The organism is Mesorhizobium australafricanum, from assembly GCF_033977265.1.
Taxonomy (GTDB): domain Bacteria; phylum Pseudomonadota; class Alphaproteobacteria; order Rhizobiales; family Rhizobiaceae; genus Mesorhizobium; species Mesorhizobium australafricanum.
Map to the genome: position 1 here is coordinate 97,395 of NZ_JAVIIT010000012.1, position 21,194 is coordinate 118,588.

At 63.5% G+C, this 21,194-nt stretch carries 19 protein-coding genes; 9 read left to right on the forward strand and 10 right to left on the reverse strand.

What is annotated here, in order from left to right; all coding sequences use genetic code 11:
* Positions 1-16 precede the first annotated feature (16 nt).
* Positions 17-169, reverse strand: coding sequence for a histidine kinase (locus RFM98_RS22095; RefSeq protein ID WP_320310819.1), 153 nt, complete (start codon positions 167-169; stop codon positions 17-19).
* Positions 170-357: 188 nt separating this feature from the next.
* Here RFM98_RS22095 and RFM98_RS22100 point away from each other — a divergent pair, with 188 nt between their 5' ends.
* From RFM98_RS22100 to RFM98_RS22110, 3 genes are read left to right on the forward strand one after another with little or no spacing between them, the layout of a single operon-like run.
* Positions 358-987, forward strand: a complete 630-nt coding sequence (locus tag RFM98_RS22100) for a shikimate kinase (protein WP_320310820.1) — start codon at positions 358-360, stop codon at positions 985-987.
* On the forward strand, positions 984-2,129 hold the full coding sequence (gene aroB, locus RFM98_RS22105; RefSeq protein WP_320310821.1) for a 3-dehydroquinate synthase: 1,146 nt from the start codon (positions 984-986) through the stop codon (positions 2,127-2,129). Before RFM98_RS22100 ends, aroB begins: the two co-directional genes overlap by 4 nt.
* A complete protein-coding gene (locus tag RFM98_RS22110; protein WP_320310822.1) occupies positions 2,126-3,022 on the forward strand; it encodes an HlyC/CorC family transporter in 897 nt (298 codons plus the stop codon). Before aroB ends, RFM98_RS22110 begins: the two co-directional genes overlap by 4 nt.
* Before the next feature lie 105 nt (positions 3,023-3,127).
* Here the strand turns inward: RFM98_RS22110 and RFM98_RS22115 are convergent, their stop codons facing one another.
* The 3 genes from RFM98_RS22115 to RFM98_RS22125 are packed head-to-tail and all read right to left on the reverse strand — an operon-like array spanning position 3,128 to position 7,966.
* Positions 3,128-4,675 carry a SpoVR family protein gene (locus tag RFM98_RS22115; protein ID WP_320310823.1) on the reverse strand — a complete coding sequence of 516 codons (1,548 nt, stop codon included), beginning with the start codon at positions 4,673-4,675 and terminating at the stop codon, positions 3,128-3,130.
* An 11-nt stretch (positions 4,676-4,686) separates the two neighbouring features.
* Positions 4,687-5,997 (reverse strand): YeaH/YhbH family protein, encoded by a 1,311-nt coding sequence (locus tag RFM98_RS22120; RefSeq protein WP_320310824.1) that lies wholly within the window; start codon positions 5,995-5,997, stop codon positions 4,687-4,689.
* A gap of 19 nt (positions 5,998-6,016) precedes the next feature.
* Positions 6,017-7,966 (reverse strand): PrkA family serine protein kinase, encoded by a 1,950-nt coding sequence (locus RFM98_RS22125; protein WP_320310825.1) that lies wholly within the window; start codon positions 7,964-7,966, stop codon positions 6,017-6,019.
* A 451-nt stretch (positions 7,967-8,417) separates the two neighbouring features.
* On the opposite strand from RFM98_RS22125, the gene RFM98_RS22130 reads away from it, so the two are divergent.
* Positions 8,418-9,971: an acetolactate synthase large subunit gene (locus RFM98_RS22130; RefSeq protein WP_320310826.1), complete on the forward strand. Its 1,554-nt coding sequence runs from the start codon at positions 8,418-8,420 to the stop codon at positions 9,969-9,971.
* Positions 9,972-9,984: 13 nt separating this feature from the next.
* Here RFM98_RS22130 and RFM98_RS22135 read toward each other — a convergent pair whose 3' ends face one another.
* Positions 9,985-10,287 (reverse strand): BolA family protein, encoded by a 303-nt coding sequence (locus RFM98_RS22135; RefSeq protein ID WP_320215007.1) that lies wholly within the window; start codon positions 10,285-10,287, stop codon positions 9,985-9,987.
* 158 nt (positions 10,288-10,445) lie between these two features.
* On the opposite strand from RFM98_RS22135, the gene RFM98_RS22140 reads away from it, so the two are divergent.
* The 4 genes from RFM98_RS22140 to RFM98_RS22155 all read left to right on the forward strand — a co-directional run bounded on the left by RFM98_RS22140 (position 10,446) and on the right by RFM98_RS22155 (position 15,147).
* Positions 10,446-11,069 (forward strand): J domain-containing protein, encoded by a 624-nt coding sequence (locus tag RFM98_RS22140; protein WP_320310827.1) that lies wholly within the window; start codon positions 10,446-10,448, stop codon positions 11,067-11,069.
* Positions 11,070-11,193: 124 nt separating this feature from the next.
* Positions 11,194-12,180: a cobaltochelatase subunit CobS gene (gene cobS / locus RFM98_RS22145; RefSeq protein WP_320215009.1), complete on the forward strand. Its 987-nt coding sequence runs from the start codon at positions 11,194-11,196 to the stop codon at positions 12,178-12,180.
* 55 nt (positions 12,181-12,235) lie between these two features.
* Positions 12,236-14,134, forward strand: a complete 1,899-nt coding sequence (cobT, locus tag RFM98_RS22150) for a cobaltochelatase subunit CobT (RefSeq protein WP_320310828.1) — start codon at positions 12,236-12,238, stop codon at positions 14,132-14,134.
* On the forward strand, positions 14,131-15,147 hold the full coding sequence (locus RFM98_RS22155; RefSeq protein WP_320310829.1) for an esterase-like activity of phytase family protein: 1,017 nt from the start codon (positions 14,131-14,133) through the stop codon (positions 15,145-15,147). The genes cobT and RFM98_RS22155 overlap by 4 nt, the downstream gene beginning before the upstream one ends.
* A 117-nt stretch (positions 15,148-15,264) precedes the next feature.
* Here RFM98_RS22155 and RFM98_RS22160 read toward each other — a convergent pair whose 3' ends face one another.
* From RFM98_RS22160 to rpmB, 5 genes are all read right to left on the reverse strand, one after another.
* A complete protein-coding gene (locus RFM98_RS22160; RefSeq protein WP_320310830.1) occupies positions 15,265-16,074 on the reverse strand; it encodes a hypothetical protein in 810 nt (269 codons plus the stop codon).
* Between the two features lie 219 nt (positions 16,075-16,293).
* Positions 16,294-18,069, reverse strand: coding sequence for a GtrA family protein (locus tag RFM98_RS22165; protein ID WP_320310831.1), 1,776 nt, complete (start codon positions 18,067-18,069; stop codon positions 16,294-16,296).
* A gap of 154 nt (positions 18,070-18,223) precedes the next feature.
* Positions 18,224-18,898: a spermidine synthase family protein gene (locus tag RFM98_RS22170; protein WP_320310832.1), complete on the reverse strand. Its 675-nt coding sequence runs from the start codon at positions 18,896-18,898 to the stop codon at positions 18,224-18,226.
* Positions 18,899-18,950: 52 nt separating this feature from the next.
* Positions 18,951-19,631, reverse strand: coding sequence for a queuosine precursor transporter (locus tag RFM98_RS22175; RefSeq protein ID WP_320310833.1), 681 nt, complete (start codon positions 19,629-19,631; stop codon positions 18,951-18,953).
* Between the two features lie 111 nt (positions 19,632-19,742).
* The gene (gene rpmB, locus RFM98_RS22180; protein WP_140784042.1) at positions 19,743-20,039 is read right to left on the reverse strand and encodes a 50S ribosomal protein L28; all 297 of its coding nucleotides are present in this window, start codon (positions 20,037-20,039) and stop codon (positions 19,743-19,745) included.
* A 254-nt stretch (positions 20,040-20,293) separates the two neighbouring features.
* On the opposite strand from rpmB, the gene RFM98_RS22185 reads away from it, so the two are divergent.
* Positions 20,294-21,085 carry a DUF3108 domain-containing protein gene (locus tag RFM98_RS22185; RefSeq protein WP_320310834.1) on the forward strand — a complete coding sequence of 264 codons (792 nt, stop codon included), beginning with the start codon at positions 20,294-20,296 and terminating at the stop codon, positions 21,083-21,085.
* Positions 21,086-21,194 lie beyond the last annotated feature (109 nt).

A 21,194-nucleotide genomic window follows, 5' to 3' on the forward strand; every position in this document is an offset into this window, starting at 1 on the left:
TGTCAGTTCTCTTGGGTCAATTCTTCTTGGGGTTGAGCTTTTCGGCTGGAATGCGGATGCTCATTTCCGCCTTTTTCGGCTCCACGAACATCGCCAGCGCGAACATCGCGCCGTAGACAATGCCTGCAAGAACCGCCAGCGTCACGACGAAGCGAAACAAAGTCGGCATTCAATTTTCGCCCGTCTTGTTGTTCTGCGTTTCCAAAGCCCTGTGCCCTTATGGGACGCCAATCCGGCCAATTCAAGGGCGAAGGATTCCGGTGGGCAGAGGTTTTGCCGGAAGGCTTCCGGCCCGTTTGTCCGGCCGTGCTTGACGCAAACAGGCTTTTGATGTCGATACGGCGCAAAGAGGCCCCGATGAACGCTCTGCCAGCAAATCCGACGGACGAAGGCCACGCCGCGCTGATCGAACGGCTCGGCAGCCGCTCGATCGTCTTCGTCGGGCTGATGGGCGCCGGCAAGACGGCGATCGGCCGCAAGGTGGCGACGATGCTGTCGTTGCCCTTCATGGATAGCGACCAGGAGATCGAAAGCGTCTCGCGCATGACGGTGCCGGAACTGTTCGAGCGCTATGGCGAGCCGGAATTCCGCGCGCTGGAGCAGCGGGTGATCCTGCGCCTGTTGGAGAATGGTCCGCAAGTGCTGTCGACCGGCGGTGGCGCCTTCATGAACGCGCAGACGCGCGAGGCGATCGCGGCGCATGGCGTGTCGGTCTGGCTGAAGGCCGACCTAGACCTCTTGATGGAGCGGGTTTCCAAGAAACAGAACCGGCCGCTGTTGAAGAATCCCGATCCGCGCGCAGTGCTGGAGCGGCTGATGGACGAGCGCCACCCGCTCTACGCCACCGCCGACCTGACGGTGCCGACGCGCGACGACCGCAAGGAGATCATCGCCAGCGAAGTCGTCGCGGCGCTCTGCGCCCATCTCGGCGTCGACACGATCGCGACAGGCGCTACAAGCGCCACAACTGACGAGGTGCGGTCGTGAGCCATGCCGAACCGGTGAAGGTCGAGGTCGGGCTCGGCGACCGCGCCTATGACATCCTGATCGGCTCCGGGCTGCTGTCGCGTTCCGGCGAAGAGATCGCGCGCCGGCTTCCCGGCACCCGCGCGGCCATCGTCACCGACGAGAACGTTGCCGCCGCGCATCTCGACACGCTCAAGGCGGGATTGGAGAAAGACGGCATCCAGTCCGCCGTCATTACGCTGCCCGCCGGCGAGAAGACAAAGAGTTTTGCCCATCTGGAAGAGGTGGTCGACGGCGTGCTCGCGGCAAAACTCGAACGCCGCGACGTGGTGATAGCACTTGGCGGCGGCGTCATCGGCGATCTTGCCGGCTTTGCTTCCGGCATCGTGCGCCGCGGCATGAATTTCGTGCAGATTCCCACCTCGCTGCTGGCGCAGGTCGATTCTTCCGTCGGCGGCAAGACCGGCATCAACAGCGCGCGCGGCAAGAACCTGGTCGGCGTCTTCCACCAGCCCAAGCTGGTGCTTGCCGACACCGGGGTGCTCGACACGCTGCCGATCCGCGAATTCCGCGCCGGCTATGCCGAGCTTGCCAAATACGGGCTGATCGACCGTCCGGCCTTCTTCGCCTGGCTTGAACAGAACTGGCGGGACGTGTTCGCCGGCGGCCCGGCGCGCGTCGAGGCGATTGCCGAGGCCTGCCGCGCCAAGGCCGATGTCGTTGCCCGCGACGAGTTCGAGACCGGCGACCGCGCCCTACTCAATCTCGGGCACACTTTCGGCCATGCGCTCGAAGCAGCCACGCAATATGACGGGGCGCGCCTCGTCCATGGCGAGGGCGTCGCCGTCGGCATGGCGCTGGCGTACCGCTTCTCGGCGCGGCTCAACCTGGCCAGCCCCGATGACGCGGACCGCGTCGAAGCGCATCTTCGCGCCGTCGGCCTGCCCTGGCGGATGGCCGATATTCCGGGCGAACTGCCGGACGCCGAGGCGCTGCTCGGCTTCATAACCCAGGACAAGAAGGTCTCGCGCGGCGCGCTGACCTTCATCCTGACGCATGGTATCGGCGAGGCTTTCATCGCCAAGGACGTGCCGCCCTCGGAAGTGTTGACGTTCCTCGAGACGAGCCATCCCGAACGACTCAAGATGAGCCGTCCCGGATGACCGACGCCGGCTGGATTGTTGCCGCCGTCCTTGCCGCCATCGTGCTCTTGGCGCTTCTGTTCCGCGCCCGATTGCTTGCCGCCTTCGGCTACGCGCTGCGGCCGATCGAGCCGCAGCAGCGATCCGAGCGCAACGGCAAGGATCAAGACAGCGACGATCTCCGTCGTGATCGCGAGGCTGTCCGCGAGGAACGCAATCGGCTTGAGGGCCTCTTCGACCTCGAAGAGCTCGAAGTGTCGGATATTATGGTCCACCGCACCAATATGCGCTCGGTCAATGCCGACAATGCGCCGGAAGCGGTGGTGCGCGAAATCCTGCAGAGCCCGCACACCCGCATGCCGTTGTGGAAGGGCTCGCTCGACAACATCGTCGGCGTGCTGCATGCGAAAGATCTGCTCAGAGCCCTCAACGAGGTCGGCAACGACTTTTCGCAGATCGATGTGATGAAGATCGCGGCAAAGCCGTGGTTCGTGCCGGACACCACCACCTTGCAGGAACAGCTCAATGCCTTCCTGCGCCGCAAGGCGCATTTCGCCATCGTCGTCGACGAATATGGCGAGGTCGAAGGGCTGGTGACGCTGGAAGACATCATCGAGGAGATCGTCGGCGAGATCGCCGACGAGCACGATGTCGACATGCAGGGTGTGAAGAAGGAGGCGGACGGCTCGGTCGTCGTCGAGGGCACAGTGCCGATCCGCGATCTGAACCGCGCGCTCGACTGGGACCTGCCCGACGAGGAGGCGACGACCATCGCCGGCCTCGTCATCCATGAGACGCAGTCGATCCCGGAGGAGAAGCAGGCTTTTACGTTCCACGGCAAGCGCTTCGTGGTGATGAAGCGCGACAAGAACCGCATCGCGAGGTTGAGGATCCGGCCCGCCGGCGAAGGCTAAGATGTGTTGATATTCAGGTGATGCCGGCCTGCAAATGTTGTCGGGTCCCTGCGCTTCCGGCCTTCGCCGGCCGAAGCCTTCCTAGGCGGAGTTGCGGGCCCGATCTCAAATTTCCTTCGTCGAGCGCTCACTAAGCATTGCGCCGGTTCCAGCATCGATTGCTGCCAGGCTGACGTCGTAACCCCAAAGCTTGCGGATATGGCGCAGGGTTGCGTCGCGGCTTTCGCCCTCGAGCATGATGCCATCCTTCACCGTGTGTTGAAGTCGCAGATGCCGGTCGCCCAGGAGGTCGACGTCGGTCACCTGGATGTCGGGGCGGCGCGCCGAGACATCGTGGCTTTGAGCGAGCGCAGACCGTATCTTGCGATAGCCACGCTCATTGTGGATCGAGGCGACTTCATAGTGCGGCTCGTCGGCACCGTCGGCCAGCACGAAGAGCCGCCACTTCCGGATCAGCGCCGGGCTCAGATACTGACGGATGAAGGATTCGTCGCGGTGGTTGGCCCAGGCATCGAGGAGGGTGTCGCGCCAATCGCCGCGGCCGGCGATGTCGGGGAACCAGTCGCGGTCCTCCGCGGTAGGCGCGGTCGAGATGCGCTTGATATCCTGCATCATGTCGAGACCCAGCGCATAGGGATTGATGCCGGAAAAGCGCGGGTCGTCATAGCCCGGCTGGAAGACGACGTTCGAGTGGTTGCGCAAGATCTCGAGCATGGCGCCTTCGTTGATGCGGCCACGGTCGAAAAGCGTGTTCATGAGCGTGTAGTGCACGAAGGTCGCGCAGCCTTCGTTCATCACCTGGGTTTGCCGCTGCGGATAAAAATATTGCGCGATGACGCGCACGATCCTGACGATCTCGCGCTGCCAGGGCTCCAGAACGAGGCTGTTCTTCTCGAGGAAATAGAGCAGGTTTTCCTCCGGCAAATTAAGCGATCTCTTCCGCTCGGCAAGGATTTTGTCCTCCTCCGCTTCCAGCTTGTCTCTTCCCTGCGAGGGCGGCAGTGTGCGCCAGAGATCGTTGAAGGAACGCTCCTCATAGTCCAGGCGCTCGCGCAGTCCCTCGCGCTGCTGCTCCGAGGACAGTTTCGGCGGCCGATGGTAGCGGAACACGCCCTGTTCCATCAGCGCGTGCGCGGAATCGAGCACCGCCTCCACGGCCGCCAGGCCATGCCGTTCCTCGCAGCGCGCGATGTAGCTCTTGGCAAAATCCAGATAGCTCAGGATCCCGCCGGCGTCTGTCCACTGCCGGAAGAGATGATTGTTCTTGAAGAAGTGGTTGTGCCCAAGCGCGGCATGGGCGGTCACCAGAGCCTGGAGGGCCATGGTGTTTTCTTCCATCAGGTAGACGATGCAGGGATTGGAGTTGATGACCAGTTCATAGGCCAGCCCACGCGCGCCCTTGCGGTAGAGAAGTTCGTCATAGAGGAAATGCTTGCCGAACGACCAATGGCGATACATCAGCGGCATGCCGACCGACGAATAGGCATCGAGCATCTGCTCGGAGGAGATGACCTCCATCTGCACCGGATAGATGTCGAGGCGAAGCTCTTCGATGCCGATCGCCTCGATCTCGTCGTAGACCCGCGACAGTTTTCCGAAATCCCAGTCCGATCCGGAAAACAGCAGTGCGGATTTGCGCGCCGGACTGACCATCGCCGATTTCCTCACGCACTCTTGCGCAGAGCAGGCTGCCTCGCGAAGAGCTCGCGGAAGACCGGGTAGATATCGGCCGGAGCAGCGATGCGCCTCATCTGGAAATTCGGCCATTTCCCATCGACGGCGTTGTAGGCGCGCCAGAGTGATGTCCCATTCTCGGTCGAGCCGAAAATGTGGCTTTCCCGCTCGTCGATGATCTCCACATAGGCGAAATACTGGCAAAGCCGCATGAGCTTGCGGTCGAGCAGTTCTATGCAGCGCTCGGAGTCGGTCGCGAAGTTGTCGCCGTCGGAAGCCTGGGCGGCGTAGATGTTCCATTCAGAGGCCGGATATCGCTCCTCGATGATGCGATGCATCTCCTCGAGCGCAGTGGAAACGACGGTGCCGCCGCTTTGAGTGTGGTAGAAAAACGTGTGCTCGTCCACCTCCTTGGCCTCGTGGGTGTGGCGAATGAAGACGACCTCGGTGCGTTCATAGCGGCGTGTCAGGAAGAGGTGCAGCAGCACGAAGAAGCGTTTGGCCAGATCCTTCTCGCGCTCGCCCATCGATCCGGATACGTCCATCAGGCAGAACATGACGGCACTGGCATTCGGCTGCGGCTGAGGGTCGAAGCGATTGAAGCGGATGTCGACCGGATCGACATAGGCAATGCGCCTGCGCCGGCGCTCCAGCCGATCGAGCTCTTCGCGCAGAGCCTCGATGCGTTCGCGCGTCTTTGCAGCCGATGGCTTGGATTCCAGCTCGGCGATCTGCCGGGCGATGGCCTCCACCTCGGCCTGCTTCGGACGCCTGAGCGCGATGCGGCGCCCGTGGCTGTTTCGCATCGTGCGCCCGACATTGATGTTGGTCGGCGCGCCGCTTGCCGCGAAGCCCGCCCGCCTCGGCTTGAAGCTGAGCATCTGCTTCAGACTGAGCTTAACCAGATCGGGCAGTTCGAGATCCTCGAAGAAGAGGTCGAGCACTTCCTCGCGCGACAGCACGAAGCGAAAATCGTCTTCGGAGTCCGAGGTTCCAGGGGCCGAGGCACCTGCACCTCCGCCGCTTGGCTTGGGGACCAGGTCACCGGGGTTGAACGTCTTGTTGCCGGGAAGGATATGCTGGCGCCGGCCGCTGTCCTTTGCGTCGCTGAAGGTCGGTTCGCTCGTGCCTGTGCGCGGCATCGGCACGGCATGCTCGCGATCCAACTCGGCGATTCCGCCGGTGCGGACGCGGTCGCGGATGCTCCGCTTGAGGTCTTCGCGCGCACGCCTCAGGAAGCGTTGGCGATTGCCAAGGCTCTTGTCCTTCGGGTTCAGGCGGCGGTCGATGAAGATCGGCATGGAACCGTCCAGGCTTTGCTCAACCCGCCTTGTTCACGCGCATGTACCAGTCGACCAGCCGGCGCACTTGCCGCTCGGTGTAGCCGCGCTCCACCATGCGCTGCACGAATTCATTGTGCCGCTTCTCGGTGACGCTGTCCTGCTTGGAGCCGAAGCTGATCACCGGCAGCAAATCCTCGACCTGGCCGAACATGCGCTTCTCGATGACCTCGCGAAGCTTTTCATAACTCGCCCATGATGGGTTGCGGCCATGATTGCGCGCCCGGGCGCGCAAGGTGAACTTGACCACTTCGTTGCGGAAGTCCTTGGGATTGGCGATGCCGGCCGGCTTCTCGACCTGCGACAATTCCTTGTCCAGAACCTCGCGGTTGAGGATCTGCCCTGTATCGGGGTCCTTGTAGTCCTGATCCTCGATCCAGGCATCGGCGTAGGCGATATAGCGGTCGAAGAGGTTCTGGCCGTATTCGCTGTAGGATTCCAGATAGGCCTTCTGGATCTCATGACCGATGAACTCGGCATAGCGTGTTGCGAGCTCCGACTTGATGAATTCGAGGTAGGCGGCTTCCGTCTCCTTGCGGAACTGCTCGCGCTTGATCGCCTCCTCGAGGATGTACATCAGGTGCACCGGATCGGCGGCGACCTCCTTGGTGTCGTAGTTGAAAGTCTGGGACAGGATCTTGAAGGCGAAACGCGTGCTGACCCCGGTCATGCCTTCGTCAACGCCGGCGGCGTCGCGATATTCCTGGACCGACTTGGCCTTCGGGTCGATCTCCTTGAGGCTCTCGCCGTCATAGGCGCGCATCTTGGTGTAGAGCGGCGAATTGTCGTGCTCGGCAAGGCGGGTCGAGACGGTGAAGCGGCTGAGAATGTCCAGCACCTCGGGCGCGCATGGGCTGTTTGCCAGGTCGCTTTCGCGTAGCAGCTTCTCGTAGATATGCCTTTCCTCGGTGATGCGCAGGCAATAGGGAACCTTGACCACCAGGATGCGGTCGAGAAAGGCCTCGTTGTTCTTGTTGTTCTTGAACTGTTGCCATTCCGATTCGTTGGAATGGGCAACGACGATGCCCTGATAGGGGAAGGAGCCGAAATTCTCGGTGCCGTTGTAGCTGCCTTCCTGGGTTGCCGTCAGCAACGGGTGCAGGACCTTGATCGGCGCCTTGAACATCTCGACGAACTCGAGCAATCCTTGCGTGGTCCGGTTCAGGCCGCCGCTGTAGGAATAGGCATCCGGATCGGACTGGCTGAAGTGTTCCAACTGCCTGATATCGACCTTGCCGACCAGCGCGGAGACATCCTGATTGTTCTCGTCGCCGGGCTCGGTCTTGGCGATGGCGATCTGGCGCAGCCGTGATGGCGACAGCTTGACGACGCTGAATTTGGAGATGTCGCCCGACAGTTCGTCGAGACGCTTGGCTGCCCAGGGCGAAATCAGCCCGTTCAAGCGACGGCGGGCTATGCCGTACTTGTCTTCCAGCAGATCGCCCATGCGATCGGGTTGGAAAAGGCCGAGCGGCGATTCGAAGACCGGGCTGATCCGGTTGCCGACTTTGAGCGTGTAGATCGGGCGCTGCTCCATCAGCTTCTTCAGCCGTTCGGCGAGCGAGGATTTGCCGCCGCCGACCGGGCCGAGCAGATAGAGGATCTGCTTGCGCTCCTCGAGACCTTGCGAGGCGTAGCGGAAATATCCGGCAATGCGCTCGATCGTATCCTCCATCCCGTAGAAGTCGGAGAAGGAGGGATAAATCTTGATGGTGCGGTTCGAGAAAATCCGCCCGAGCCGCTCGTCCTTGCTGGTGTCGACCAGATTCGGCTCGCCGATTGCCTCGACCATACGCTCCGGCGCCGAAGCATACATGGATTTGTCCTCGCGGCAGGCGAGCAGATACTGTTGGAGGCTGATCTCTTCCTGGGCCGCGTTCGCATAAATCTCCGAAAACAGGTCGAAGACGTCGGATTGATTCTCGCGCATGATGTTTTGCTCTCAGAGCCCGTTCTGGCAGACAGTCGGCTCATCATACCTTCAACTGCCGGAGGGCATTGTGGTTCCCTTCACATGAAGGACAGCAAATGCGATCCGGCGTTGGCCTGCGGGAGGCACCCGATTCGGCCGAGAATGTCTGCCTAAGAAAATACGTGGTGATTGCCGGCGGACCTTCAAGAGCGGATTTGGTTTCACGTCCGGATATCCCCAATATTGATCACCAACCAGACGCGCGCGGCGCGTATACGCACCCCTGTGGCCGCAAAGCGACCGGAGAGGGGTGATGATCGAGCGACACAGTCTCATCATCGCATCCATGACGACAATGCTGCCGGCAGGCGTATCGGCGACTGGATCACGTCAAAGTCCGCGCCGGGTCATTGCGGGGTGAGAGCTCGTCGGCTCAACTGCCCCGGGTCGTGAAACAGGAGCGAACGCGATGAACGGAGCCGACGTCCTTTGCGACGTGCTTTTGGCGAATGACGTGAATGTCTGCTTCGCCAATCCCGGCACCTCGGAAATGCACTTCGTCGCCGCGCTCGACCGCAAGCCGCAAATGCGCTGCGTGCTCGGCCTTTTCGAAGGCGTGGTGACGGGTGCCGCCGACGGCTACGCGCGGATGACCGATCGGCCGGCGGCGACGCTGCTGCACACCGGGCCGGGGCTCGCCAATGGCCTGGCCAACATGCACAACGCCCGGCGCGCCCGTGTGCCGATGATCAACATCGTCGGCGATCACGCCTCCTACCACCTGCCGCTCGACGCGCCGCTCACCAGCGATATCGAGGGCCTGGCGGCGCCGATGTCGAACTGGGTCCATCGCATTGCGGGGCCAGCCGATATCGCGCCGGCCGCGCAAGCGGCGTTCCGCGCTTCGCTGAGGCCGCCCGGCGTCACCACGCTGATCCTGCCCGCGGACGCCGCGTGGGGCGATGCCAGCCCCGTGCGGTCGGCCAAGGCGGTGCTTGCACCCACGCCGGCGATCGACATGGATGGTGTGCGCAGGATTGCCGAAGCCGTACGCGCCGCGCCCGGCCGCGTCGGCATGGTCCTGCGCGGGCTTGCGGCACGCGAGGGCGCCTTGGAGATCGCCGGCCAGATATCGGCGGCCTCGGGCGGGCGGCTGTTCAGCGAGGTTCTGATCGCCAGGATGCAGCGCGGACGAGGGCGTGTCGCGCCGACCCGCATTCCCTATCCGATCGATGCGGCACGGACGCTGCTCGACGACATCGATGTCCTGATCCTTGTCGGCGCCAAGGAGCCGGTGGCCTTCTTCGCCTATCCCGGCAAGCCGGGGCGGCTTGTGCGCGATGGCTGCGCGGTGGTGACACTGGCCGCTCACGGCGAGGATCTGAAGGCGGCACTGGCCGCGCTTCGCGACGAGCTCGGCATCAAGCCTTCGCAGCCCGTATCCGTGGCCTCGGCCTTCCCGGACGAACCGACCCCGCGCGGCAGGCTGACGGATGATGCCGTCGCCCTTTCGGTGGCGCGGAAACTTCCGGAGAACGCGATTGTCTGCGACGAAGCGGTGACCTCGGCGCGGCGCTATTTCGCGCTCTCGGCCTTTGCCGCCCCGCACGATTACATGATGGGCACGGGCGGATCGATCGGGGGCGGCATTCCGATGGCGACCGGTGCTGCAATCGCCTGTCCCGGCCGCAAGGTGGTGAACCTGGAGGCCGACGGCAGCGGCATGTACACGGTCCAGGGCCTTTGGACGCAGGCCCGCGAAAAGCTCGATGTGGTCACCATCGTCTTTTCCAACCGCAGCTACGCCATCCTGCATGGCGAAATGCGCAATGTCGGGGTGAACGCAATCGGCGAGAATGCCAGGCGCATGCTCGACCTCGATCAGCCGGCGCTGGACTGGGTTTCGCTGGCAAACGGCATGGGCGTGGAAGCGGCCCGCGCCGACACCTGCGAGCGCTTCGACGCGCTGCTCGAAAGCGCGCTGTCGCGCCCCAGGCCGTTCCTGATCGAAGCGGTGCTCTAGGCCGGGCGGGAACTTACCAGCGCGTCTTCTCGCCAGGTGCGGCCGGCTCGATCGCAAGCGCGTGCACGCCGGCCTTCAGTTCGTCGGCAAGCAGGTCGTTGACGGCGCGGTGGCGCTCGATGCGGCCCATGCCAGCAAAGGCGGCTGAGACGACACGGACGCGGAAATGCGTCTCGCCGGTGCCGTCGAATGTCGCATGGTGGCCGGACTCCGCATGGTGATGGCCGGCGTGAAGGTGGCTTTCGTTGATGACGGTGAGCCTTTCGGGCGAAAATGCCGCTTTCAGCTTGTTTTCCATCGTCGACTGTATGGACATCCTGGGTTCCCTTCCCCACTTGACGGCATAGCCGCAAGCTATCTGCGGCACAGCCGCAAAATCTTGAGTTTTCGACCGCTTTTAAGCCGCGATTCAGCGGTTAGGGCGATCATCGGCGAAATGTCAATTCTTGTTTCGCACGTGCGAACAGCCCATAAATGGGTGAGATGAAAGCGTATCCCAAATATTTCGAGAAAATTCGTATCCGGCCGGAAAAGGACGCCGAGCTGAAGTCGCGCGCGCCGATCTGCCAGTGGGACGGCTGCAACGAGGCAGGCACGCATCGCGCGCCGGTCGGACGCCTCAAGGAGGGGGAGTATTTCCGCTTCTGCTTCGATCATGTGCGCGAATACAACAAGGGCTTCAACTACTTCTCCGGCGTGTCGGACGGCGAGATCGCCCGTTTCCAGAAAGAGGCGCTGACCGGCCATCGGCCGACATGGCGCATGGGCGCCAATGGCGGCGGGACGCGCTCGGCGCCGGATTTCGCGCAGCAGCGTTCGGGGCGCGCCGGCTACTACAACCGCATGCGCGACCCCTTCAACCTGTTCGGCGGCGGAGCGCGGGAACCGCGCGAGCGCAAGGCAAAGCCGCTTGAGGCCAAGGCGCTGGAAACGCTTGGCCTTGACACAAAGGCGACTGGTCAGGACATCAAGGCGCGCTATAAGGAACTCGTTAAGCGCCATCATCCGGATGCGAATGGCGGCGACAGAGGTTCGGAAGACCGGTTCCGCGATGTGCTGCAGGCCTATCGCGTGCTCAAGCAAGCAGGATTGTGCTGAGCGGCCCTACGGTCCCAAGTCGTTTTCCAACTTTCATAAGGTTGGAAAAGGCTCTAAGACCGCCCCCGGACAAAATCGATTGCCGGCGAAACGCGGCGTTTCGCCCGTGGAGACGTTGATAGTGATGAACAAGGTCGATCGCGACATCGCCAACCTGCCCGACACGACGGTGTCGGTGAAGGAGAAATTCGGCTTCGACTCCAAGATGATCGTTCCCGCCTATTCGGCAGCGACCGAGCACGTGCCGGACATCGACCCGGACTACCTCTTCGACCGCGCCACGACGCTCGCGATCCTCGCCGGCTTTGCCTACAACCGCCGCGTCATGGTGTCGGGCTATCACGGCACCGGCAAGTCGACGCATATCGAGCAGGTGGCGGCCCGGCTCAACTGGCCTTGCGTGCGCGTCAACCTCGACAGCCATGTCAGCCGTATCGACCTCGTCGGCAAGGACGCGATCGTCGTCAAGGAAGGCCTGCAGATCACCGAATTCCGCGACGGCATCCTGCCCTGGGCCTACCAGCACAATGTAGCGCTCTGCTTCGACGAATACGATGCCGGCCGCCCGGACGTGATGTTCGTCATCCAGCGCGTGCTGGAATCGTCGGGCCGGCTGACGCTGCTCGACCAGAGCCGGGTCATCCGCCCTCACCCGGCGTTCCGGCTTTTCGCCACCGCCAACACGGTCGGGCTGGGCGACACCACCGGCCTCTATCACGGCACGCAGCAGATCAACCAGGCGCAGATGGACCGCTGGTCGATCGTCACCACGCTCAACTACCTGCCGCACGACAATGAGGTGAACATCGTGCTGGCCAAGGCCAAGCACTATCGCGACAGCAAGGGCAAGGAGATCGTCAACAAGATGGTGCGTGTCGCCGACATGACGCGCTCGGCCTTCATCAACGGCGACCTGTCGACCGTGATGAGCCCGCGCACCGTCATCACCTGGGCCGAAAACGCCGAGATCTTCGGTGATATCGGCATGGCGTTCCGGCTAACCTTCCTCAACAAGTGCGACGAGCTGGAGCGTTCGGTGGTGGCCGAGTTCTACCAGCGCGCCTTCGGCGAGGATCTGCCGGAGAGCGCCGCCAACGTGGTGCTGGGCTAGGCGCGCAGCTGAAAGGCCTCCGGCCTTTCAGCATGAATCGCGCAGGGAATGATCAATGGCGGGTCCGGGCGACAACACGCGCAACAAGCCGAAGACGGGTTCTGAAGCCGACAGCTTCAAGCGCGCCGTCACCGTGTGCATGCGTGCCGTCGCCGGCGACAAGGACCTCGAGGTCGGTTTCGCCAAGGATCGGCCGGCGCTGGCCGGCAATCGGGCGCGCCTGCCCGAGCTGCCCAAGAAAGCCTCCCGCAACGATATCGCAATCACGCGCGGCCTGGGCGATTCCATGGCGCTGAAGCGCGCCTGCCATGATCAGCGCATCCATACGAAGCTGGCGCCGGAAGGCAAGCTGGCGCGTGCGATCTATGATGCGGTCGAGCAGGCTCGCGTCGAGGCGATCGGCAGCCGCGCCATGCAGGGCGTGGCCGACAATATCGGTTCGATGCTCGAGGACAAATACGCCAAGGCGAACCTCGTCGACGTCAAGGACAAGGCAGACGCGCCGATCGAGGAAGCGGTTGCGCTGATGGTGCGCGAAAAACTAACCGGACGTCCCGTGCCGAAGAGCGGCGAGCGGCTGGTCGATCTCTGGCGTCCCTGGGTCGAGGAGAAGGCCAGCGGCGACCTCGACGGCCTGTCGGCCAAGCTCGAGGACCAGCAGGCCTTTGCGCGCGTCGTGCGCGAGATGCTCGTTTCCATGGAAATGGCCGAGGAGCTCGGCGACGACCAGGAAACCGACGACTCGAAGGAAAACGACGAGAACGAACAGCAGGGCGAGGAACAGAGCGAGGAAGGCGGCGAGGAGGATTCCGGCTCCGAGCAGTCTCAGTCGGAAGATGCCGAGGCCTCCGCGGACGAGGAAGAGTCGGCCGAGACGGAGGCGACCGACGCCACCTCCGACGATCTCTCGGATGAAGACGATGCTGACGCCGAGACGCCCGGCGAAGCCAAGCGCAACGACAATCCGTTCCTCAACCTGCCGAAAGAAATCGACTACAAGGTCTTCACCACCGCCTTCGACGAGACGGTCGGCGCCGAGGATCTTTGCGAGGAGGAAGAACTCGACCGGCTGCGCGCCTTCCTCGACAAGCAGCTCGCCAACCTCTCGGGCGTCGTCGGGCGGCTCGCCAACCGGCTGCAGCGCCGGCTGATGGCGCAGCAGAACCGCTCCTGGGATTTCGACCTGGAGGAAGGCTATCTCGATCCGGCCCGCCTGGTGCGCGTCGTCATCGATCCGATGCAGCCGCTGTCCTTCAAGCAGGAGCGCGACACCAAGTTCCGCGACACTGTCGTGTCGCTGGTGCTCGACAATTCGGGCTCGATGCGCGGCCGGCCGATCACGGTCGCCGCGACCTGCGCCGACATTCTGGCGCGCACGCTGGAGCGCTGCGGCGTTTCGGTGGAAATCCTCGGCTTCACCACCCGCGCCTGGAAAGGCGGGCAGGCGCGCGAGAAATGGCTGAAGGACGGCAAGCCGCCGAACCCCGGCCGGCTCAACGACCTGCGCCACATCATCTACAAATCCGCCGACCATCCGTGGCGGCGGGCGCGGCGCAATCTCGGGCTGATGATGCGCGAGGGCTTGCTCAAGGAAAACATCGACGGCGAGGCGCTGCTTTGGGCGCATAACCGGCTGATCGGCCGGCCCGAGCAGCGCAAGATCCTGATGATGATCTCGGACGGCGCGCCGGTCGATGATTCCACGCTCTCGGTCAATCCGGGCAACTATCTGGAGCGGCATTTGCGGGCGGTCATCGAGCTGATCGAGACGCGTTCGCCGGTCGAGCTCCTGGCGATCGGCATCGGCCACGACGTCACGCGCTATTATCGCCGCGCCGTCACCATCGTCGATGCCGAGGAACTGGCCGGCGCCATGACCGAGCAGCTCGCCTCGCTGTTCGGCGAGGAAAGCGCGCGCGACACGCGGCGCGGCGGATTGCGGCGCGCCGGATGATCTTTTCGGGGTGGCGCGCGCGGCGGACGCTTTTCGCCTGCGTGCTGGCCTGCGCCTCGCCGGCGATTGGGGCGCAGAGAGCTCCGGTCGAGACAGTCGAAATTTCGGCGCGGCCGATCAGCCAGTTCCATATCGGCCGCGACGAGACGCGGTTCGGGCCGCTTGAATTCGTCGGCGGACTGGAGATGACCTCGCCCTCGCGCGATTTCGGCGCGCTGTCGGCGCTTCGCTTCCTGAAACCAGGCAATGACTTCATCGGTGTCGCCGACACCGGCTTCTGGTTCTTCGGTACGATCACGCATGGTGCCGACAAGCGCCCGTCCGGCGTTTCGAACTTCCGCATGCAGCAGATGGTCGATGCTTCGGACCGGCCGATCGACCGGAAATGGGAGGTCGACGCCGAAGGGCTCGCGGTCAAGCACGGCATCGCCACCGTCGGCTTCGAACGCGACCAGCGTGTCGCCCAGTTCAAGATCAATCCCGACAACATGAAAGCGCCGGTCAGGCTGCTCGATTACCTGGTCCCCGCACAAGAGCTGCGCCAGAACCGCGGCTTCGAGACCGTCACCCACGCCAATCCTTACGGACAGCACGCTGGCAGCCTGGTCGTGGTCTCGGAGAGGAGCCTCGACAAAGCCGGCAACGTCTACGCCGCCGTTATCGAGGGGCCGCATAAGGGGGTCTTCACCGTCAAGCGCGACGGCGATTTCGACATAACCGACGGCGCCTTCCTGCCGGACGGCGATCTGCTGCTTCTGGAGCGCAGCTTCTCGATCGCGCGCGGGGTGAAGATGCGGCTGCGGCGCATCCATGGCGAAAGCGTCGAGAAGGGTGCTGTCGCCGACGGGCCCGTGCTGATGGAGGCCGACATGGGCTACCAGATCGACAATATGGAAGGCCTCGACGTCTGGACCCGCGACGACGGTGCGCTGATGGTGTCGCTGATCTCCGACGACAACCATTCGATCCTGCAGCGCAACCTCTACCTGGAATTCATCCTGCACCAGGACTGAGGACGGCTGGTCGGCATGGATTCAGCCGTGCCACGGCGGGCGCCGACGGCCGAGAGGCTCTATCTCTTTAACGCAACTCCGGACGGAAAACCGTGTCACACTTTTCCTGGAATTGCTCTAGCGGCCGACGTGGCGGACTTCGTTCATCACGAAATTGGCCGCGCGCTTGCTCCGGTTGCGGATCTTGAGCGTCGCGGTGTTGTCGACGAAATAGGTGTGGAGGATGCTGTCGCGGGTGCGGACCTCCGGCCCGACGGTATCGACCGCGTGCCAGGTGTCGGCGCCGACCGCAAAGGCATAGCCGGTGTTCGGGGAAAACGACATCCGGTGCGAATTCTCGAAACGCCCATCCGGCTTGCGCTCGGCGAAGCGGGTGCCGATATGGTTGATCGAGTCGTCTTCCGGCAGGTAGAACTGGACCGTGATGCCCTTCCATTTCGTGTCGGTGTGGAAACCGATCTTGTATCCCGCCACATCGCGCGTCAGCATCGGCACCGGATACATGCCGACCTTCATGAAGTCCGAGCCGAACCGGCGCTCCAAGCCCGGAGCAAGGCGACGCATGAAGGCGTCCTTCAGTTGCGGCGCATGCAACGCCTTTCCGACCAAGGCCCAGACGGCCCGTTTCTCATCCGGCAGGTGGCGGATATATTCGGGGTAGAGGTCGATCTTGATCCGCGTCGCGGTTCCGTCAGCCTTGATATTCACGTTGTTGCGGCCCTTGAGGGCGCGATATTCGCGCGCCTCGGGCATGGCGGCACGCATGCGCAGATAGAGGTCCGCCGGGAAAACATCGGTCATTTCCAGATGCCAGAAAGGCGTTTCCACAAACGTGGCGCGGTTCACAGCCTCGACCATGTGGGAGACGACATGCTGCAGTGTTTGTGTGGCTGATGCTGGCGCCACCGCGCCGTCTATGGCCGACATGGATATCCTTCCCCCAAGCTAACCCTCGAATCCTGATTTCCTGGATACATATATCGCTGCTCGGGCGAAATGCTAATCAAAGCACAGGCTGGATTGCAACGATCCACCGGACTGATTTCAATCGCGGTTTTCTACATCGCAAAGTGAAGATGTATCGGCGCCAAGCGAGTGTGTGAAAGGGGCGCTGTCGACGATGCTGATATGGCCCCAGCCCGATATTCAGCGAACCTTGTAGATCTCGATCGGCTTTCCAGCGGTAGACTGGTCCAGTTCGAGCCATTCCGGCGGGTTGCCCCGCAGCAACGCCGCGGCAAGGCCCTTAGGCGCGTCCAGAGCCAGCGATGTCTCTTCGGTGTTGCCGCGACAGATCGCGATCAGTCCCACATGCTCGCGCTCGATGACGGCACGGGCGGCGTCCGGCGTTCCCAAGAACGCGTCGAGCATGGCAAGGTTGCCGCCGATATTGCGGTGATAAGGGCCGGCCAGCGCCCGGTGGCCAGTGAACACCAATATTCCCGAACCGAGATTGGACGAGGCAAGCACCGTCGTCGCCGGCATGGCGGCAAGATCGCGGAAGTCGGCCGGCTTGCCACAGGTCACGGCATGGTCGGGATCGGAATTGATCCGCTGCGGCGCCTTCTGGACCACGGACTGTGCCGCCACCGCCACACCGGCCCAGGTCGCGTTGAGCGAGACCAGCCACGCCATGACGATGCCGGTGGAGATGCGCCATGAGGGCGTGGCGTCCGCCCGCAGGCGGATTTTCGCAATCCAGGCCGAGAGCGGCAGCACGGCGAAGGCGACGGAGAAGGTCGAGCCGCGCACCTGCCAGAGGCTGACGCCGAAGGCGACGACGAGCAGGATGGCGGCGAGCATCTCCTCGCGGCGCAGGCGACGGGTTCGGAGCTGAAAGCCGATCAGCAGGATCGCGATGAAGGGCGTCACATAGCGCGACGCCATCAGCTTCGGTTGGTGGATGGCGACGCTCCAGAAGGGCTGCGCTTCGACCACGTCGCCCAGCCAATAGGTGCGGATACGCTCGTCCATGCCCGCATAGGGCGGCGCCAGGCATTGCGGGAAAAGCACGATCACAACGGCCGCGACCACCACCGCCAGCCCCAGCATTGAAACGAGCCGCGTCCGGGCCGTCGATGCGGTCAACGTGCTGGCGATCGCCAGGCCGAAGCCGGAAAGTGCGGCAACCGCGAACTGGAAGGACGAGAAGGCGTCGCACTGGGCCACGCCCCAGTCGGCCGGCCGGACGGTCGCCACGAACACCAGGAAGGCGACGACGGCAAATCCGAGGCCGAAGCCGCGGGCCGTGACGCGCTCCTTGTCGTCGAGGATGAACAGAACCGCGGCACAGATGCCGAGCACCGCCACATAGGGAGCGGTCTCCATGCCGACGGCGAGCGTCAGGCCGGAGCAAATGCCCGACAGAAGGGCAGCAGGCCGCCAGGAGGGCGCCTCCATCAGAAGCCAGAGGCTCGTCGCCGTCAGCAGCAGCTGGAAATTGTGGTGATCGATCACGCCCGGGCTGTAGATCACCAGGAAGAAAAGCGCCGCCGTCGACAGGATGACTGCCGGCATCGCCACATTCGTGCCGGCGAAGCGCCGCGAGGCGCGCATGAGCACGAATATGGTCAGCCCGTAGAGCAAGGTCGGCCAGATGATCTGGGCGGCGCGTTCGGCGATGGCGGGGCTGGCGCCCAGCGCATCGAAGGCCATGATGATCAGCGCGAGCGGCGTGTCCACCAGCCGCGACCAGTGCATGAGGAAGCCGCCGGAGGTGCCCATCCTGTATTGATGGAGATCGAACCAGCCCTGACCGCCGAGCAGGTCGCGGACCTCGACCAGCCGCAACATGCTGTCGTTGTCCGCGCCATAGTCGGCAAGCGTCGGAAAACAGGAAACGGCGTTGATCGTCAGCACCACCAGGGTGGCGCATAACGCAAGCAGGAGTTCATTTTTCCAACCGGTGCCTTGCACGGTCATGTTGGTAGCAATGCCCTGGGGGAACTTTCGCGATCCTCCACCATCAGCCGTAACAAAGCGTAAAGCCGCCGCGGAATCCTGGGGCCGAAAGCGTCAGGCCGCGGCCAATTGGCTGCAGTGGAACACGAGCAGCGTCCGTTGGCTGCGATCCGGATCACAACGTCTTGGCCGCGATCCATATCACGTGGCGGGCGCCGCGCTTGCCGTGAGCCCGCGTGTTGATCTCCTCGACCGCGAAGCCGGCCTGCTTCAGCCGCCGGGTAAAGCGGCTGTCCGGCCCCTGCGACCAGACCGCCAGAACGCCGCCGGGCTTCAATGTGGCACGAGCGGCCGCCAGGCCGGCCGCGTCATAGAGAGAATCATTGCCTTTGTAGACGATGCCTTCGGGACCATTGTCGACGTCGAGCAATACGGCGTCCCAGGCGGCTTTCTCCGTCCTTATCAGCTGACCGACATCAGCCTCGCGAATGGTGACGCGGGGATCGTCGAGGCAGCCGTCGAAGATCCTGGACATCGGGCCGCGCGCCCAGTCGACGACCGCGGGGACCAATTCGGCAACGGTGACGGCAGCGCCGCCATCGAGCGCGGCGAGGGCGGCGCGCAAGGTGAAGCCCATGCCGAGCCCGCCGATGAGGATCCTTGGCCGCTCGCGGCCGGCGATCCGCTCGCAGGAAAGCCTGGCGAGAGCCTCTTCGGAGCCGCTGAGGCGGCTGTTCATCAGCTCATTGGTGCCCAGCATGATCGAGAATTCGGTGCCGCGCTGCTTCAGGCGAAGTTCCTGGCCGCCATCAGGCGTGCGGGCCGAACCAAGCTGAACCCAGGGGATCAAGGGCGAGCTCTTCGCCTTACCATGATCCGCGCTCCACTTTGCAGGATCATGGTTAAACCGCGACGGCCGGCTGGCTCCAGCGCGTGGCGAGCAGCCGGTAGGGGATCAGCGCCACGACGGCGATGATCAGCTTTACCGAAAGATCGCCAAGCGCCCAGGAGACCCAGCGCATCGTCTCGACCGGGAGCATGCCCATCAGCGGCGCGGTCTCCAGCGCGAAACTGTCATTGGGGCCGGCAAAGGCGAAGGCGGCGGAGAAGGCGATGCCGAAGAAAACGACGGTGTCGAACACCGAGCCGACCAGCGTGCCGACGATCGGCGCGCGCCACCAGCTCTGCCGGCGCAGCCGGTTGAAGACGGTGACGTCGAGCAACTGCGCGGTCAGGAAGGCCGCGCCGGAAGCCGCGGCGATACGCACCAGCCGATCGGCGGCGGTCTCGAACTCGATCAGTCCGTGGCGGAACAGGAAGGGCGGGATCAGGATCGAGCAGGTCACCGCCACCATGAAGCCGACGAACACCACCTTGCGCGCCACAGCCGGGCCGTAGCGGCGGTTGGCAAGGTCGGTGACCAGGAAGGAGAATGGATAGGTGAAGGCGCCCCAGGTGAGCAGGTCCGCCAGCGACAGCCCGCCGACCTGGCCCTGAATCGGGAACTGCACGAGGATGTTCGACGCCACGACGACAAGCGCCATGGCGGCCACGAAGGGCAGGTATCGCGTAAGGAAGTTCATTTTTTTATCCTGGGTAATGGAACCAGCGGAGCGTCATGTCGACGCTCGCTCTTATTTCGAGCCCCGGTTTGAGCCGGTGCTCGAGGCGGTCGTCCCCCGCCTGAAAGCTGGTTAAGCGGCCGGCTGCTCGGCAAGCTTCTTGGCGATCTGCTTCTTGAGCAGACGAGCGCGCTGCGACAATTCCTTCGCGTCGGCCTTGGCCAGGAAGGCGTCGAGGCCGCCGCGGTGCTCGACCGAACGCAGCGCGTTGGCCGAAATGCGCAGGCGAACATTCTGGTTCAGCGCTTCGGAAATCAGCGTCACATTGACCAGGTTCGGCAGGAAGCGACGCTTGGTCTTGTTGTTGGCGTGGCTCACATTGTTGCCGGTCTGGACTGCCTTGGCAGTGAGTTCGCAGGTGCGGGACATCTTGTCTACCTTCAGTTTCTAAACTGCCAAACCATTCTGCCCGCGCCGGGCGGCGCGCGGTCTCGGTCAGGCGGCCTTTGGAAAAGTTGGCGTTCCATAGTGGCATTTCACCACTGCGTCAAGCTCCGGCACGTGGCCAGCTCAGGCACGCTCCATATAAAGGCCGGATTTCACATTATAAGCCCATCGCGAAGGGATATGCCAGGCTGGAGCCTCCGCGTTCCGGCCGAACCGCAAGGGATTCGCCAGCCGCCATGCTCCGTCCATCTCATGCATTTGCCGCCCTGCTGGCCCTCGCCGCGCCGGCAACAAGCTTCGCCGCCGCGGCGCCACAGTCCTTCAAGGGCGAATATACGGTCTCGTATCTCGGCCTTTCGATCGCCAGAGCGACTTTTTCCAGCCGCTACGAAGGCGACAGCTATGCCATCAACGGCACCGTCTCGGCCGCCGGCCTAGGCCGGCTGTTCGACGACACGAAAGGCACGATTTCGTCGAAAGGCACCATTTCCGGCAAGCGGATGACGCCCCAGGCATTCCGCGCCGACTATACGTCCGGCAAGAAGGCCTCGATGGTCGACATCCGCTTCAGCAACGGCGCGGTCACCTCCACGCAAGTCGTTCCGGCGCCAAAGAAGCGCGATCCGACGAGCTGGGTGCCGCTCGGCGGCTCAGACCTGAAATCGGTGCTCGATCCGATGGCGGCGACCGTCATCCATGCCGACAGCCTGGACAAGGTCTGCGGGCGCACGGTCAAGTTCTATGACGGCGAAATGCGCGCCGACCTGACCCTGACCTATGCCTCCAAGGGTTCGATCTCCGTGCCGGGCTACAAGGGCGACACGGTGACTTGCAAGATGGGCTTCGAGCCGGTGGCAGGCTATCGCAAGGGCCGCAAGGCGCTGAACTTCCTCAAGAACAAGAGCCGAATGCTGGTGACGTTTGCACCGGTCGGCCAATCCGGCGTATATGCGCCGATCCGCGCCACGGTCGGGACCCAGATCGGTCCGCTGACCATCAGCGCCGGACGGTTCGAAGCGGTAAATTAGTTGTTTTTTGTGCAATTCCGGACGGAAGGCTACGGCGAAGCCGCCGAGCCCAACCGCCAGGCACTTTTCCTGGAATTGCTCGAGGCGCCACCGTGCGCCGCCGGGGGGA

What these genes read in the sequence shown, in the direction of transcription:
- RFM98_RS22095 (WP_320310819.1), bottom strand. Translation starts at nt 169, where the DNA reads ATGCCGACTTTGTTTCGCTTCGTCGTGACGCTGGCGGTTCTTGCAGGC.
- RFM98_RS22100 (WP_320310820.1), top strand. Translation starts at nt 358, where the DNA reads ATGAACGCTCTGCCAGCAAATCCGACGGACGAAGGCCACGCCGCGCTG.
- RFM98_RS22110 (WP_320310822.1), top strand. Translation starts at nt 2,126, where the DNA reads ATGACCGACGCCGGCTGGATTGTTGCCGCCGTCCTTGCCGCCATCGTG.
- RFM98_RS22115 (WP_320310823.1), bottom strand. Translation starts at nt 4,675, where the DNA reads ATGGTCAGTCCGGCGCGCAAATCCGCACTGCTGTTTTCCGGATCGGAC.
- RFM98_RS22120 (WP_320310824.1), bottom strand. Translation starts at nt 5,997, where the DNA reads ATGCCGATCTTCATCGACCGCCGCCTGAACCCGAAGGACAAGAGCCTT.
- RFM98_RS22125 (WP_320310825.1), bottom strand. Translation starts at nt 7,966, where the DNA reads ATGCGCGAGAATCAATCCGACGTCTTCGACCTGTTTTCGGAGATTTAT.
- RFM98_RS22130 (WP_320310826.1), top strand. Translation starts at nt 8,418, where the DNA reads ATGAACGGAGCCGACGTCCTTTGCGACGTGCTTTTGGCGAATGACGTG.
- RFM98_RS22135 (WP_320215007.1), bottom strand. Translation starts at nt 10,287, where the DNA reads ATGTCCATACAGTCGACGATGGAAAACAAGCTGAAAGCGGCATTTTCG.
- RFM98_RS22140 (WP_320310827.1), top strand. Translation starts at nt 10,446, where the DNA reads ATGGGTGAGATGAAAGCGTATCCCAAATATTTCGAGAAAATTCGTATC.
- cobS (WP_320215009.1), top strand. Translation starts at nt 11,194, where the DNA reads ATGAACAAGGTCGATCGCGACATCGCCAACCTGCCCGACACGACGGTG.
- cobT (WP_320310828.1), top strand. Translation starts at nt 12,236, where the DNA reads ATGGCGGGTCCGGGCGACAACACGCGCAACAAGCCGAAGACGGGTTCT.
- RFM98_RS22155 (WP_320310829.1), top strand. Translation starts at nt 14,131, where the DNA reads ATGATCTTTTCGGGGTGGCGCGCGCGGCGGACGCTTTTCGCCTGCGTG.
- RFM98_RS22160 (WP_320310830.1), bottom strand. Translation starts at nt 16,074, where the DNA reads ATGTCGGCCATAGACGGCGCGGTGGCGCCAGCATCAGCCACACAAACA.
- RFM98_RS22165 (WP_320310831.1), bottom strand. Translation starts at nt 18,069, where the DNA reads ATGACCGTGCAAGGCACCGGTTGGAAAAATGAACTCCTGCTTGCGTTA.
- RFM98_RS22175 (WP_320310833.1), bottom strand. Translation starts at nt 19,631, where the DNA reads ATGAACTTCCTTACGCGATACCTGCCCTTCGTGGCCGCCATGGCGCTT.
- rpmB (WP_140784042.1), bottom strand. Translation starts at nt 20,039, where the DNA reads ATGTCCCGCACCTGCGAACTCACTGCCAAGGCAGTCCAGACCGGCAAC.
- RFM98_RS22185 (WP_320310834.1), top strand. Translation starts at nt 20,294, where the DNA reads ATGCTCCGTCCATCTCATGCATTTGCCGCCCTGCTGGCCCTCGCCGCG.